18 protein-coding genes are annotated in these 15,503 nt (G+C 30.7%); 9 read left to right on the top strand and 9 right to left on the bottom strand.

What is annotated here, in order from left to right; all coding sequences use genetic code 11:
- Positions 1–192 precede the first annotated feature (192 nt).
- From RSA29_RS14255 to RSA29_RS14235, 5 genes are all read right to left on the bottom strand, one after another.
- A complete protein-coding gene (locus RSA29_RS14255; protein WP_346944460.1) occupies positions 193–1,230 on the bottom strand; it encodes a hypothetical protein in 1,038 nt (345 codons plus the stop codon).
- A gap of 418 nt (positions 1,231–1,648) precedes the next feature.
- Positions 1,649–2,182: a histidine phosphatase family protein gene (locus tag RSA29_RS14250; protein WP_346944459.1), complete on the bottom strand. Its 534-nt coding sequence runs from the start codon at positions 2,180–2,182 to the stop codon at positions 1,649–1,651.
- Between the two features lie 538 nt (positions 2,183–2,720).
- A complete protein-coding gene (locus RSA29_RS14245) occupies positions 2,721–3,290 on the bottom strand; it encodes an HD domain-containing protein (protein ID WP_346944448.1) in 570 nt (189 codons plus the stop codon).
- A gap of 495 nt (positions 3,291–3,785) precedes the next feature.
- Positions 3,786–3,998: a hypothetical protein gene (locus RSA29_RS14240; RefSeq protein WP_346944458.1), complete on the bottom strand. Its 213-nt coding sequence runs from the start codon at positions 3,996–3,998 to the stop codon at positions 3,786–3,788.
- Between the two features lie 189 nt (positions 3,999–4,187).
- Positions 4,188–4,841, bottom strand: a complete 654-nt coding sequence (locus RSA29_RS14235; RefSeq protein WP_346944457.1) for a TIGR00266 family protein — start codon at positions 4,839–4,841, stop codon at positions 4,188–4,190.
- Between the two features lie 388 nt (positions 4,842–5,229).
- On the opposite strand from RSA29_RS14235, the gene RSA29_RS14230 reads away from it, so the two are divergent.
- The 5 genes from RSA29_RS14230 (at position 5,230) to RSA29_RS14210 (ending at position 8,278) form a co-directional block, all read left to right on the top strand.
- Complete coding sequence (locus tag RSA29_RS14230) at positions 5,230–6,354, top strand: hypothetical protein (RefSeq protein ID WP_346944456.1); 1,125 nt, start codon at positions 5,230–5,232, stop codon at positions 6,352–6,354.
- A 404-nt stretch (positions 6,355–6,758) separates the two neighbouring features.
- Positions 6,759–6,926 carry a hypothetical protein gene (locus RSA29_RS14225; protein WP_346944455.1) on the top strand — a complete coding sequence of 56 codons (168 nt, stop codon included), beginning with the start codon at positions 6,759–6,761 and terminating at the stop codon, positions 6,924–6,926.
- Between the two features lie 100 nt (positions 6,927–7,026).
- Positions 7,027–7,410, top strand: coding sequence for a hypothetical protein (locus RSA29_RS14220; protein WP_346944454.1), 384 nt, complete (start codon positions 7,027–7,029; stop codon positions 7,408–7,410).
- Positions 7,411–7,623 (top strand): helix-turn-helix transcriptional regulator, encoded by a 213-nt coding sequence (locus RSA29_RS14215; protein ID WP_346944593.1) that lies wholly within the window; start codon positions 7,411–7,413, stop codon positions 7,621–7,623.
- 289 nt (positions 7,624–7,912) lie between these two features.
- Positions 7,913–8,278: a RidA family protein gene (locus RSA29_RS14210; RefSeq protein WP_346944453.1), complete on the top strand. Its 366-nt coding sequence runs from the start codon at positions 7,913–7,915 to the stop codon at positions 8,276–8,278.
- Between the two features lie 158 nt (positions 8,279–8,436).
- Here RSA29_RS14210 and RSA29_RS14205 read toward each other — a convergent pair whose 3' ends face one another.
- Positions 8,437–8,901 carry a GNAT family N-acetyltransferase gene (locus RSA29_RS14205; RefSeq protein WP_346944452.1) on the bottom strand — a complete coding sequence of 155 codons (465 nt, stop codon included), beginning with the start codon at positions 8,899–8,901 and terminating at the stop codon, positions 8,437–8,439.
- Positions 8,902–9,433: 532 nt separating this feature from the next.
- Here RSA29_RS14205 and RSA29_RS14200 point away from each other — a divergent pair.
- Together RSA29_RS14200 and RSA29_RS14195 are read left to right on the top strand one after the other, a co-directional pair.
- On the top strand, positions 9,434–9,871 hold the full coding sequence (locus RSA29_RS14200; protein WP_346944451.1) for a GNAT family N-acetyltransferase: 438 nt from the start codon (positions 9,434–9,436) through the stop codon (positions 9,869–9,871).
- A 386-nt stretch (positions 9,872–10,257) separates the two neighbouring features.
- Complete coding sequence (locus RSA29_RS14195; RefSeq protein ID WP_346944450.1) at positions 10,258–10,731, top strand: hypothetical protein; 474 nt, start codon at positions 10,258–10,260, stop codon at positions 10,729–10,731.
- A 99-nt stretch (positions 10,732–10,830) separates the two neighbouring features.
- Here RSA29_RS14195 and RSA29_RS14190 read toward each other — a convergent pair whose 3' ends face one another.
- Positions 10,831–11,094: a hypothetical protein gene (locus RSA29_RS14190; RefSeq protein ID WP_346944449.1), complete on the bottom strand. Its 264-nt coding sequence runs from the start codon at positions 11,092–11,094 to the stop codon at positions 10,831–10,833.
- Between the two features lie 300 nt (positions 11,095–11,394).
- On the opposite strand from RSA29_RS14190, the gene RSA29_RS14185 reads away from it, so the two are divergent.
- Both RSA29_RS14185 and RSA29_RS14180 read left to right on the top strand, forming a co-directional pair.
- On the top strand, positions 11,395–11,964 hold the full coding sequence (locus tag RSA29_RS14185) for an HD domain-containing protein (protein ID WP_346944448.1): 570 nt from the start codon (positions 11,395–11,397) through the stop codon (positions 11,962–11,964).
- 354 nt (positions 11,965–12,318) lie between these two features.
- A complete protein-coding gene (locus RSA29_RS14180; RefSeq protein WP_346944447.1) occupies positions 12,319–13,878 on the top strand; it encodes an AAA family ATPase in 1,560 nt (519 codons plus the stop codon).
- 120 nt (positions 13,879–13,998) lie between these two features.
- Here the strand turns inward: RSA29_RS14180 and RSA29_RS14175 are convergent, their stop codons facing one another.
- Together RSA29_RS14175 and RSA29_RS14170 are read right to left on the bottom strand one after the other, a co-directional pair.
- Positions 13,999–14,640 carry an N-acetylmuramoyl-L-alanine amidase gene (locus tag RSA29_RS14175; RefSeq protein WP_346944446.1) on the bottom strand — a complete coding sequence of 214 codons (642 nt, stop codon included), beginning with the start codon at positions 14,638–14,640 and terminating at the stop codon, positions 13,999–14,001.
- A 4-nt stretch (positions 14,641–14,644) separates the two neighbouring features.
- Positions 14,645–14,800 carry a YvrJ family protein gene (locus RSA29_RS14170; protein WP_346944445.1) on the bottom strand — a complete coding sequence of 52 codons (156 nt, stop codon included), beginning with the start codon at positions 14,798–14,800 and terminating at the stop codon, positions 14,645–14,647.
- Positions 14,801–15,503: the final 703 nt, after the last annotated feature.

The raw sequence follows: 15,503 nt of genomic DNA, 5'->3' as shown, positions 1-15,503 counted from the left end.
GGATAAATTTCCAAATTTTACACCCCAGGTGACCTTACGAAAGAGGGAATCGAATGAGTTTACTACTTAACATATTTAAGTCTCTTTTATTTTCTTTACTTGATAAGTCTCTGAGATTTTTTAAATACGAACGCATTCTCTCTCTTATTTCTCTATAAGTAGTATAATCATAACTCAAACTTATTCCTCCCTCTAGATACTTTGCTCAAATATAAAACTTAATGCTTTCTCTAATTTATCATCTAAATCTTCTGGATACCAGTGTCCTATTCCTTCATTAATGTAGTATTCATAAGGTATACCAATGTTTTTACAGTCTTCCATCATCTCTTCTACATCTTTTACTTGTATATCCTTTTCCCCTTCCATGAATACAAGCTTTATACTTTTCCTAAGAAGCATTTTAATATTTTCTTGAGTAAAAGTCTTTGGCTTTAATGAGCATAAAGCAATAGCCCCTTTAATAGGAATTATATCAGCTATTGCAATGTCTATAACCGCCATAGCTCCACCTGAAAAACCACCTATTACAATTTTCTTCTCATCAACTGAATATTCATTCAATATTTGATTATAGCAATGTTTAAATTCCTCATATAATGAACTATAAGTTTCTGATTTACCACCACGAAATTTTGATGATCCATTTTCCCCATCATCTTCTTTAAGATGGATTTCTTTTTTTATCCATACATATGAATTATGATAACGTAATTGGGATGATTGAACATAAACTACAATGAACCCTTTACTTATTAACCAATCTGGTTTCCAATATTTTTTGTGATATTCAGTATTATCGCCATCTCCATGGAAATTAAAAACAAGTGGATATTTTTTTTCTTTATCATACCCCTTTGGAACATATACAATATACTCAAATTTTAATCTTTTTTGAACTTCTCTTCGTAATAAATCATTTTTTTCTTTTAATTCTATATATCTTGTCTCCTCATTTTGTGATTTAAATACTGATTTATATGCATATAAAGGACATGAAAAACCGTTTTCAATTGTATCTGTTAGTATTTTAATAACCTGTTCATACTTTTTACATTCATAAAAAAACCAACATTTATAATCCATAATAGTAAACAAATGTTTTTTTAGTTCTGTTTTAGGAAGAGTTTCTGCCCCTTTTTCTAAAATAGTCAAAGCTTCCTCATATTTATCTTCTGCTAATGGTCTAGACCAGGCTTTTTCTAATTCATCAAAGCTATTATATTTCATTATTTACCTCCAAAAATTAATTATCTTGTTACAAAGGTTTATTATTTACTAGTTTTCTTACTTGCATATTTTTCCTCCCAAAGTACTTGGGTCATATATTGCACGTTATGATTTGCTGTACTACTTCATTATTTTCATCTCTCATTAAGTTTTTCCTTAGCAAGCTCAAGTCCCAAGGTCCTTTCGCATCACCCCTGGGGTGAAAATTATTCCAGGGACAAGGTTTCCTTGGGACTACATTTTAGGAAGTGAAAATTTCCACATTTTACACCCCAGGGTAACTTACGAAAGAACAAAGTAAATGAGTTTGCTACCCCGTCATGGCATGCCTGCAGGTCATGGCGGCCTTGGAGGATGTAGACGGGTATCAATACCCATCAGTTTTCTTGCTTAATTTGCTTTTGGAGAATATTGCATGTTAAAACATTCTACACGTAAATGATTCATCAAATTCAATTTCATAAATCCCACAATAAGGTATTCTTTGTGCAGATACAAATCTATTCATCACCATTCCATGTGTTACCACAATAATTTTTTTATAATCCATATATTTCAATAATGAATTTTTTGCACGGTTACATAAAACATCAATGCTTTCATACTTTATATTACTGTCATCAGGGCATATGCCGTTATTCTGCTTAAACATATCAACCGCGTTATCAGCAAATGTCTTACCGCTATAACGGAACGTTAAATCAGGTATCCACTCGTGTAAATCTAACTCGATTTTTATATTTAGTTGTCTATTTTTTGATATGATGGCTGCCGTTTGCAGAGCCCTTGTATATGGAGATGAAACTATTAATTCGCTACCATCCAACTTACTGTCTAACGATGCTTTCTCTGCAATAAGGATGCCGTCATCAGTTAATTGTCCTAATTCACATCCATGTCCGATATAACCTTTGGCTTCTACAACGGAATAATCTGTTTCGCTATGCCTCATTAAAATTATTTTTAACATTATATACACCTGCTACAATAAATTTGCGGATAAGGCATCGCATCCAGCCGTGTCTTGTTCCATCTTGTTACCCAAGCTACAATAAGAGGGTTAATTGGCCTGACGTTTGACACCTTGGACTACCCGCGTCCGTATCTGAGACTGTCAGCCAACCTCTTATTGTGGCATTCGGTTAAAGCAAGCTGAATCTCGCGTTCGTGTCACCAAGCAGATTGAATCGGCAATGAGTAAATGTTGCTTGCCAATTACAAAATTCAATCAGCGGAAGTTTCTTATGAACGCAGTGGGTAGAAAACTCATTCACTTAGCTCTTTCGTAAGTTACCCTGAGGTGTAAAATTTGGAAGTTTACCCTTTCTAAACTTTGTCTCTGGAAGAATTTTCATACAAGGGGTAATTGCGAAAGGACCTTGGGACTTGAGCTTGCTATTTTCCATTTTCAATGAACTATAAATCAAAAATGGAACTACTATTTTGTGGCTGTTCTGACGTACTATAAGAATATTCTATATTAACGTATTTTAAATAAGCACTTCTTTAACCTTTAAATAATGATCCTGAACCATTTCCTTGGCTTCAGGACAAAGTTTATTCATGCTTCTCTCAATCTTTTTTAGAACCCATTCTTTGCCTTCATCAATTCCCATACCATGGGTAACATATGCTAAATGCAATAACGAAGGTACTTGGAAAATATGAGTCATGGCATCAGCACTGGCTATGCATTCTGCTTCTTGTGTTAATCTTTTCATAGGAACACTGCCCCTATGTGTTATGATACAATCCTTCACTTTTTCAATCCTATCTTTAGGATAATTGAATTCAATAAGAATTCGTTCGGCTTCAACAGCTCCATAAATATGGTGCTCTTCTGCCAGCATACAATCTTTAATTCCCGCATAATCATGTAGTAACGCCGCAATCTCCACTATTTCTGAATCTGCACTTAATTTCTCTGCTAATTGCTTTGCACATTTAACAACATAGACTATATGATGAGACCAAATACCATACCCAAAAGCGTTAGAATCACTCTTACAGGCATCTTCAACTAATCTTTCTATTTCTTCAATCATCTGTTCATGCAACATTTTATTCTCCTTTAATTTTATATTTAGATTTATCCAACAGGAAACTTAAATTATATGGCCTATTGCAGCTAATCATAGTATTTATGAGGCAATATTTTGCCAATCCGACGTAACTTTAAGTAATATTATACCATTAAATAGCATTTAATGTATTGATTCCAATGAACCTTCGCCAAATAAAGGAGTCAAGATCACAAAGTGTACACGTTCCCATTTATTAAATAAAAGTAAAAACCAGAAGGGTATAAGGGATAGTTATCGAAGATACAAACATCTAAATTTTTTAGTTTTAAGAATTTAATTTGTACAATTGTTATAAGCTTTTTAGCAAGTTATATTAATGGGTGGACTTTTTCTGAGAAAAAATATAATGAATTAACAAAAAAAACCTTCTAAATCATCTGTTCTAATAGATTTAGAAGGTTTTCCATTAATGATTGTTATGGTACTTTAAGCAACCTCATACACTTGGGACTTGAGCTTGCTATATGCAACTCAATATAATGAACCATTATTTTCTTTATTGTCAAATATATAGTTTTCTATTCGTCTACATATTTCAAAAGCGCTATCAAATTCTAAATACTTCTCTTTTTCATTTAAATTTATCCACTGTAATTTTGAGAATTTCTCACCATTTTCTATAGTAAATTCCGGAATCTGTCCTTCCCATTCTGTTAGCAAGCTCAAGTCCCAAGGTCCTTTCACATTACCCCTGGGGTGAAAATTCTTCCAGGGGCAAAGGTTCCTTAGGATTACAGTTTAGGAAGGGTAAACTTCCCAATTGTGCACCTCAGGGTAACTTACGAAAGAACGAAGTAAAGAGAGAAGTGAATGAATTAAGTAAAGCCTATTGTAGTGAAACAATAGGCTTTACTTAATCATTAGAATGCATAATTATTTTGCAGGGGATGCTATATTTTTAGGATTTCTTGTTTGTATCCAAATGGTTCCAGGTCCAACAAATTTACAAACAAAACCCTCTCCACCAGCAATGGATCCAAAGAATCCAGATATTAGTTCCGTTGAATAATTTAAATTACTATCCCATAAAACTAAGTGATTTGAATCAACTATATATGTTTCTCCGCTACCTATTTCTTTTTTATGAATGGCTCCATAAGAACTAACAAATAAAGTTCCAACTCCAGAGGCTTGCATTTGAATTAGTCCTTCACCGGATAACATTCCATTGATTCCGCCAGATTTAGTGCTGATATCTATTGACGTAGTAGAGGCTAAAAAACTAGATTTTCCAAGTCTATAGCTTTTGCTGCCATCCATTTCAATAATTTCAATATCACCTAAAAACTGTGGTGCAAGCAGAAGTTCTCCATTATCCTTTGCTGTAAATCTTTGTATAAACATTGATTCACCTGAAAACATTCTTCCAAGTGTTTTACCAATCTTACCAGTCCTAGCTTTTATTTCAAACACATTATGCATTGAAACCATAGCTCCAGCTTCCACCGTAAAAGATTCACCTTTTTCTGCATTAATCATTAATACCTTATTAGTATTTCCATATAATAATTCGAATTTTTTACTCATGCTATCTCTCCTATTTACATATTTAAAAACAATAGACCAATTTTATGAAAAATTATCCCCTATCCTAGAATATGCTTAAATATATCTTGATATTAGGCATCTGAAAATAAATAACAAGAAAAGGATGTTATATATTATATAGTACGCTATTTAATTAATGATAGTAAAGAATTGTCTTGTTATTATTCTAAATTAAGTTTGTTCTTTAAAATGTAATTAGTTATACTGAATAAAATTGTGAAGAAAAATAAATGATTGGAATTAGTTGAAATTCAAATGTAAAAGTAATAATAAAGTAATAATAAGGAAAAGAATTCATGTTAATATATTCTTGTAATAGAAAAATATAGAATGAATTTAAGACAAAGTATTATAAGGAGAAATAAATATGAAGAATAAGAGTTTACTAAGTATATTAGCAGTAGCATTAATACTAACTGGATGTTCATCAAATAAGACCAGTGTAAGTAAAATGAGTAGGACTGAATTGCAAAATTTCCCTAGCCATATCTCGGAGGAACTAGATAAAAATTTAACCATAGATGCAGAAACACTAGTATTTGATGCTGAAAATTATAATGTTTTAAATGTGAAGTACAAACAATATGATGAAACAGAAGCATCCAATATATTTCTTAAGGATGAGATTATAGATACAAGAACTGAAAATGGGAAAGATAATGACAAAAATGTTTGGATAAAGACTAAAAGTAATAAAGACTTAATTATTTCTAAACATTACTTAAGGTTTGACGTGGATAATAAGGATTATACTCATTTAATGTTTGAATCAAATCGGCATTTATTTAATGAGATGAAACTTAAATTCCCTAAGGATACCTTAGAATCTTTAAATAAAAAGGATAGCATTGATAAAGTTAAACAAGTTGCTAAAGATTTAGACTTGTCTTTATATGATGAACCTATAGTATATTCCCTTGATGTAAATTCTTTGAGGGATGCAGAAAATAATTTTATGACAGATGAACAGTATGCAGACTCAGAGAAAACAAAGCCGGGAACTGGTAAAGTAAATTGGACAGAAGAAGATGAAGCTTATCTAATTATTTTCAAATCTACTTTAAATAATATTCCAATATACTCTAGAGGCTTTAGACCTTCATCTGATAATTCTTTTTTGAGTCCAAATCATTTAAAAGCAGTGGTAAATAAAAATGGTATTGTACTGTTTGATGTATCTTCAATCTATGATTCACCTTCACTGTCCACTGAAAATTTATCTTGTATTCAGTATACTGAGGCTTTGAAAACTATAAAAAATAAATATAAAAATATAATTATCACAGACCCAATTAAGATTTCTAATATAAATTTAGAATATATTCCAAGGCTAAAAGATAAAGAATTGGGAGAATTTAAATTAACACCGGCATGGGTATTTTTAACCGAATATGAATACATCATAGATGATGTTATAAGTAATAGTAAAATAGTTATAAAAGATACGGAGGCTATACTTATTGATGCAATTACAGGGAAGGAAATCAAATGATAATGCAGTGTAAATAAAATCATAAGTAAAATGAGAGAGAAACAAAGCACCATAAAAACCCAGTTTACAAAAGATGGGTATAGTTATGATAAATAAACTAGGAGTTATACCAAAGTTATACTTTTAATTTCCAGGCAGTGTTAAAAGTATAAATTTAAAGTTAAAAATTTAGAATTTACAATTTAAAATTAAGAATTCAAAATTGGAGTTGAAGGATTAAAATCCTTAATTATTTTTTAAAATCAAGTAAAAAATCAACATTTCCCTAGAGGTCTTAAACCCTGTGGGCTCTAGGCTACATGGGGCTAAGAACATAAAAACATAAAAACATAAAAACACGTAAATCAGGATAATTTTAAATAGCAAATATAAAATTTAATTTTGGAGCTATGGGTGAAGCTGATGTGATAAATAATTATGAACTTACTGAGGAAGATTTGAAAAATTCTATGAGCAGTTTGGACTTACACCTTCTTCAAGATACAGATAGAGGTTCTAAGGATTGTTTAGATCCTATTGAAATGTTGCTAAGAGATAAGACAAAACAATGTTTAGTAAAAAATAGAAATTAATAAAACCATTTACAAATATAGCATTGACAAGCAAAAATTCATGTTATATATTTATAACATAAGTTAAAAATATATAACATGAAGAACAAGGAGTGGTGATATGAAAAGAGCGTTAACATTAAGAGAAAAATCAATACTAGTTAATGGCGGTTCAGGAATTATTTATATTGCTTTTGCATTTTTACAGATTTTTGCAACAAACCGATTTGAAGATGGTACATTATATATCTTAATTATGCTTTTAGGGTTAATTACAGTTTGTTTTAAAACAGAGCCTGAAGACGAAATGGCACAGTATAACAAGTATAGAACTAAGGCAAAAATATATGATCTTATCTACTCAGGACTTTTGATTTATGTACTTATGTTTCTTTTTGAAGGTGTAGGGATGATTAATCTAAAAATAGTGTTACCATTTTTACTAGGTGTTTTTAATTTACTTGAACTTATAATTTTTGTTTCTTATGAGAAGGCTGGTGATTAGATACCAATGATAAAGACTAAAATTCATGAATTGCGCAGAGAATTTAATATGAAACAGGGAGAATTAGCAGAATTAGTAGGTGTAAGGAGAGAAACCATAGGACATTTAGAGAATGGACGATACAACCCATCTTTAAAATTAGGTATGGATATTGCTAAAGTTTTTGGAAAATCAGTGGAAGAAGTATTTGAATTTGTAGAAGATGATGAGTAAAATTAAATCTTATGGATTTTAGGATGTTTATTTTCTATATAATAGATTAATTATTTAAGGGTCATCATACTGAAAATTTTGTATTTAAAATGCCTCGTAAAGCATATAAGAGAGGGGTTAAAGCAGACCCCAATGTTCCTGCAACGGCGAAGAAAAAACAAGGTATATATCATTTACACGTTTTTTTAATAATTGATAAATTTAATATTTATATCAATAGTATTGTAAAATATGGTATTATAGTGTAGGTATAAATTACCAATAATTATGATAACAGGAGGGGATTTTTATGAGAGAAATTGTAAGAAGTGATGTAAATAACGAATGGGCACATTCTGGAATAGTTGAGGCTGGAGATTTTGTATTTATAAATTACTGTGTAGGTAATGTAGGGCAACCTGTTGAGAACCAAATTAATGGTGCATTTGACCACTTAACAGAAAGGCTTCAATCAATCGGTCTAACTTTAGAATCAGTTGTAAAGATCGATTGTTTATTTAGAGATGTTTGGAATATTCCTTTGTTAGAAAAGGTATTAACAGAACGCTGTAATGGAAAATATCCAGCAAGAAAATCAATTCAAACTGAGTTTGCTCATCGTGGAGGAGAAGAAGGACTTTTATTTCAACTTGATGCAATAGCATTCAAAGGATAATACATACAAAGTAGCAGTCTATTTAGACTGCTACTTTTACTTTAAACTATATTACTTTTAACACCTAAAAAATCAACACTAAAATTAAAAATTTACAATTTAAATTTTACACCCTAGAATAACTTACGAAAGGGGGCAGCGAATGAGTTTGCTATCTATTAGTCGTTTATAATCTTTTCATAGAGGATGTTATCCTCCTTTTGTCCAATTTTTTTGTATCCCATCTTCTTATATAAATGTTGATTTCTAACACTGAAAAGCGCTGTTTCCAATGACCATATTTTTATGTTCTCATGTAGCTTTTCCATAAGTTCCATCGCTTTTGTTCCATAACCTTTATTTTCATATTCAGGGATTATACAAAAATCCTGTAATTCAAAATGATTAGGTCTATCATCAGTTTCATGATCTAGCCAAAATGTTCCAATTATTTTCTCACCTAACATTATTTTATAAAGAAGATATCTATTCATGCACCAAGAAATAAACCCTACATCTCCAATGTATTTTAAATAAGTTCCTTTCCCTTCTCCAAACCTAATATCTTCATCTGTATATGCAAGTCTTTTAACTTCAACGATTTCTTCTGCATCATTAATATGTGCTTTTTCAAGATATATCATAAAATTAACCTCCAATATTTTTCATTATCTTTAAAGTATATCCTAAATGGAAGTGAATGAGTTTCTGATACTCGTACATAACCTATTTTAGACATAGCGTCGTTACTCTTTCATAAAAATTTTATAGCTAGATTATACCGTATATGTAACAAAAATACACTCATTACTTTTGTACTATCACAAAATATAAAATAGGTACTCTTGTGACATATAATTATACCAACACAAAACCCTACTTTTGTGACAGTTATATATTTGTAAAAATAGTATGAAAATCATCTGTAATCCATAAGGTATATGTAATTAATTACTATTAAATGATATAATTAGAAGTAAGAACGTCATAACAGTTTTAAACATAGCTTGCTTTAAAGCAAATAATCTTTGAGGGGTAAAGACTTTCAGTCTTAGGCATTTATACATTAAATCCACCTGCTTCAGCAGGTGAGTAGTTTGAATTTCTTAATTATTACTCATCTACTTTAATAAATTAAAAGTTATTAATAGCATCTAAAAATTAGGAGGAAATACTATGGGAATTACATTAAAACAAGTAACAAAAGAAAATTGGTATGAATGTACTAATTTAGAGGTTTATAAAGAACAAGAAGGAATTGTAGCACCAAACTATAATTCAATAATTTTAAGCTTATTATGTGAAAATTGGAATGCAAAATGCATTTATGAAGATGATACACTAATTGGATTTCTTTTGTATGGAATTGAAGAAGATACAAGTAAACCAATGTTACTTAGATATATGATTGATAAAAAATTTCAAGGTAAAGGATTAGGGAAAAAAGCAGTCTTAAAATTGCTTGACTTAATAAAAATCGAATATGGCAATATAAAATTCTATACAACAGTATCACCACAAAATATATCTGCTGAGAAGTTATATGAAAGTGTTGGCTTTGAAAAAATTGAGGAAATAATGTGGGATGAAACTGTAATGGTATTACAATTATAAATCAAGCCATGAGCAAGTGACTCCAACAAGCCTTCCCTTACTAAAGTGTGACTCATTACCACGATTAGGAACAAAGTGAATAAATTTCGTAGCTATTAAATTATTAAAATTCATATGAAAAAAATTATTAATATCTAAGCCAGACTAGCATATAACGTTACACCGTAATATTCTTATAGTACGTCAGAACAGCCACAAAATAGTAGTTCCATTTTTGATTTATAGTTCATTCAAAATGTAAAATAATGGTATAATTAAAAGTAACTATAAGGAGGCGGTTAAAATGAAGAAAAAATTATTAATAAGCTCAATGATACTAAGTAATGATACACCATACGCACCAATAGATATCGTTATTAATTAATATATTAAGGGAGTGTTGCTACATGCCTTATACATATAAGGATGGTTATCGAGAAGGCGTTGCATTTATATTTATAAAAGATAATATGGTCCTAGTAGAAGAGAGACCAATAAGTGGCAAAAACTATGAAGTTTTTTTTACAAGTGGATCAATAGAGGATAAAGATTATTCTGATAGTTGTGATTACAAAGTTAGAGCAATGTTCAGAGAAGTAAGCGAAGAGTTTGAAGGTAAGGTAAAAATTAAAAATTATAAATATCTTGATGATTTAAAGGTTAAGGAAATAAATGTTATTTTCTATATCTACTTAATCACAGAATGGGAAGGACAGATTCCGGAATTTACTATAGAAAATGGTGAGAAATTCTCAAAATTACAGTGGATAAATTTAAATGAAAAAGAGAAGTATTTAGAATTTGATAGCGCTTTTGAAATATGTAGACGAATAGAAAACTATATATTTGACAATAAAGAAAATAATGGTTCATTATATTGAGTTGCATATAGCAAGCTCAAGTCCCAAGTGTATGAGGTTGCTTAAAGTACCATAACAATCATTAATGGAAAACCTTCTAAATCTATTAGAACAGATGATTTAGAAGGTTTTTTTTGTTAATTCATTATATTTTTTCTCAGAAAAAGTCCACCCATTAATATAACTTGCTAAAAAGCTTATAACAATTGTACAAATTAAATTCTTAAAACTAAAAAATTTAGATGTTTGTATCTTCGATATTATCCCTAGAGTAATAGTTAGCAAAGAAAAAGCAATTAAAAATCTAGTTACCATATAGTAAAGAAACCCTTTTTGTCTAACATTTTCCCATTTTTTTATAAATTCATCTGATTTATTTTGCATAAGAACACACCCTTTGTGAAAATAGTATAAAGTATAATTCGATAACTATCCCTTATACCCTTCTGGTTTTTACTTTTATTTAATAAATGTGAACGTGTACAATTTGTGATCTTGACTCCTTTATTTGGCGAAGGTTCATTGGAATCAATACATTAAATGCTATTTAATGGTATAATATTACTTAAAGTTACGTCGGATTGGCAAAATATTGCCTCATAAATACTATGATTAGCTGCAATAGGCCATATAATTTAAGTTTCCTGTTGGATAAATCTAAATATAAAATTAAAGGAGAATAAAATGTTGCATGAACAGATGATTGAAGAAATAGAAAGATTAGTTGAAGATGCCTGTAAGAGTGATTCTAACGCTTTTGGGTATGGTATTTGGTCTCATCATATAGTCTATGTTGTTAAATGTGCAAAGCAATTAGCAGAGAAATTAAGTGCAGATTCAGAAATAGTGGAGATTGCGGCGTTACTACATGATTATGCGGGAATTAAAGATTGTATGCTGGCAGAAGAGCACCATATTTATGGAGCTGTTGAAGCCGAACGAATTCTTATTGAATTCAATTATCCTAAAGATAGGATTGAAAAAGTGAAGGATTGTATCATAACACATAGGGGCAGTGTTCCTATGAAAAGATTAACACAAGAAGCAGAATGCATAGCCAGTGCTGATGCCATGACTCATATTTTCCAAGTACCTTCGTTATTGCATTTAGCATATGTTACCCATGGTATGGGAATTGATGAAGGCAAAGAATGGGTTCTAAAAAAGATTGAGAGAAGCATGAATAAACTTTGTCCTGAAGCCAAGGAAATGGTTCAGGATCATTATTTAAAGGTTAAAGAAGTGCTTATTTAAAATACGTTAATATAGAATATTCTTATAGTACGTCAGAACAGCCACAAAATAGTAGTTCCATTTTTGATTTATAGTTCATTGAAAATGGAAAATAGCAAGCTCAAGTCCCAAGGTCCTTTCGCAATTACCCCTTGTATGAAAATTCTTCCAGAGACAAAGTTTAGAAAGGGTAAACTTCCAAATTTTACACCTCAGGGTAACTTACGAAAGATCGAAAGTGACTAGAGTTCTATTTTTTATGATTTTAGATGCCTTAGTTTATATTAAAATAAAGTGGTTTTAGTGTTATAATGGTTATTAATTAAGTTAACAATTAAAATGGTTACTATTTTTAATTATATGGGGGTGAAAAGCATGGCTATATATTTAAATACAAATAAATCCTTAGAATTATTCCAAGCTTTATATAAAAGCAAATATCTCGTAGATAAGTCTATGATTATAGAAAACTTAAATGAGCGTATAGAAACCTCTGATAGATATGTTTGTATAACAAGACCAAGAAGGTTTGGTAAATCATCCGTTGCGGATATGCTAGGAGCCTATTATTCTATGGCTGTAGATTCAAAATTTGTTTTTGATAGCCTTAAGATAAGTAAAAGTAGCAGTTATGAGGATCATTTAAATAAATATAATGTAATTAATATATCATTTAATGAGATATCTGAAATTGGAAATACTTATGAGGATTATATAAAAATGATAAGGGAAACTATAAAAAAGGATATAGTAGAGAAGTATCCTAGTATTAACCCTAATGATTACTTCAATATAAGTTCTATGCTTTATTCAACAGGCGATAAGTTCATTTTTATTTTAGATGAATGGGATTATATTTTTAATAATAATCTTTTCACAGAGAATCAAGACGACTTTTTAGAATTCTTAAGAAATCTATTAAAGGATCAGCCTTATGTAGCACTAGCTTATATGACAGGAGTGCTTCCGATAAAGAAATATTCAAGTGGATCTGCACTTAATATGTTTGATGAATTTACATTTTTAAGAGATAGAACCTTTGGACAGTATTTTGGATTTACTGAAGATGAGGTTAAAGGGTTATGTGTTAAAAATGATAAAATGGATTTTAAGGAACTTGAAAGCTGGTATAACGGCTATATGACCGCAAATGGAATTAAAGTATACAATCCAAGATCTGTTGTAAAGGCTCTTCAAAATAATAGCTGTGAAAGCTATTGGACAAATACTGGTGCTATGGATGAAGTGGCAGAGTATTTAAAATATAATACCTTAGAAATTCGTGATGATGTTATAGAGATGGTGACTGGTGAGGAAATTGACATAACAATAGATGAAGAGTTTAGAGCTGGTCAAGGAGAGCCTAAAACCAAGGAAGAAATATATTCAGCTATGATAGTTTTAGGGTTCTTATCTTATTATGATGGATACTTAAAGGTACCTAATAATGAACTGATGAAAGAGTTTCAAAAGGCGTTGAGGGATGAATCCTTTGGTTATGTTTCAGAAATAGTTGAAAACTCAAGAAAGATGCTAAAAGCAACGGTTAGTGGTGATGCTAAAACTATTATAAAATTGCTGCATGATGTCCACAACTCAGAAATTCCAATACTCAAATATAGTGATGAAAATAGCTTATCATGTGTAGTAAATCTTGCTTATCTTTCTGCAAGAGATACCTATAGAATAGAACGTGAAGAAAAGACCGGAAAAGGATATACGGATTTTTCATTCCATCCAAGAAGAAAGAATGATACTCCTTTTATAATTGAACTTAAAAAGGATGACACCCCTGAAAATGCAATAAAGCAAATTAGAGAAAAGGAATATGTGCAGAAGTTTAGAAAAGAGTATAAAGATAGAAAAGTTTTAGCTGTTGGCATTTGCTATAATTCAGATACTAAAGAGCATAGTTGCATCATAGAAGAGATTTAAATTGCGCATCACCTCTTGAGTGAAAATTCTTATACATTAAAAAGTCCCCCATGTTATCTATGCAACACGCACAAATAACATGGGGGGTTTTCTTTGAATCCCCAAAATTGAACTTCATCATTACTTTTCCAAACAGTTCTTACAGTTATGACAATCCTTTATCTGATTGATATTACTTCCATTCATGGGAAGAGTAGGTGATTCACTTCTCGTTGCTGCTTTTATTCCTAGATATATTGCGTAGGCAATAGCTTTATATCCTACATTTGAGTAAAGGTCTGTGTCTCCTTTACTGTTACAGAAGAAGCATTCTATTATAACTGCGGGCATATATGTGTTTGATAGTTCTGCAAAATCACTTGATACCTTGATTCCTCGGTTTATGAACCCCAGTGATCCTAGCTCTTTAAGAACTTCTCTTCCTACAAGTCCACTTATTTTACTTTCATTGTTTGGATATATCCAGCATTCAGACCCTATAGGGCCTAGGTATTCTTTTTCCCCTGAAGCATTTATATGTATTGAAAAATATAAATCAACCTTCATCGAATTAGCTATATTAATACTATACTTTAGGTCCTTGGCTACAGATGTACTTGTATCTGGAGTGACATCTGTATAGTTAAAGTCTTCATCTTGTATTAATAAGGAATTAAGTTCAGATATGATTTTTCTGTTTTCCTCTACCTCATTTACAATGTCAGAAGCCCCTTGAAATTTAGTATTATGGCCACCACGACCACAGATTGATATTATAGACATATGCTTACGCCCCCTTAACATTGTTATTATTTATGGCTATGACGAGAGAGTTGATGCTATCATCTAACTTCTCTAATTTATTTTCAAACCTCATCATGAGATAAGCTGTAATTGCTATTGGAAATCCTACATTTGATATTAAGTTTATTAATTCGTCCATGATCCCTTCACCTCCTCTAACAATATATATGGAGATTTAGGTTTATTTTTCAGGTTTGTATAACAAAAGTTATACTTTTGTATAATTAATATTTTTTCTTATCTTTATCAGTTGTTCCATCAGTGTTATACCTTTGTATCACACTTGTATAAGTGCTTGTATTATCGCTACTAGGGTGTAGCTCTAAGTATGAATTCTTCACGTTGTCCACCTATTAATGATGGGCAATTATGTATGGCTTTCCACCTAGGCGGTGCCAACAGGACCTCTAAGAAGATTGTCACACAGTTAAATATTTCTGGTAATCTCACCATTGAAAAAAACATCATACAGAGCAAAAACCTTTTGCTTATGTATCATGTTTTTTATAAGTAGTACTATAGCTATGAATAAGGGCAATGAAGAAGTTCTGTGGAGAAGACGCATTGACGATCTGCATTTATGCCTATCATTTTACCTAAGCTGCTCAAAGTGCCTTTCAGCAGCTACAATGAAATTATCCTCACTATCACCACTTAATCGGTAGCGGAAAGTTAAGTAGTGCTCTGGAGATGAGCTTTCTGTAACCTAACCTTTAGATATATATACAGTTTAATATAATAAATTAAATATCTTTTATGCACTTTAATTTAAAGGTGTTCATTATTATAAAATGGACCCCTTGTCAAGGACACAATAAAAAAAGGGGTTAAGCAACACTTAA

Origin of the sequence: Clostridium sp. (genome assembly GCF_036660475.1) — a bacterium.
Taxonomy (GTDB): domain Bacteria; phylum Bacillota; class Clostridia; order Clostridiales; family Clostridiaceae; genus Clostridium_J.
Note: the sequence above shows the minus strand (reverse complement) of the source record. Positions and strands in the feature narration are given on the sequence as shown.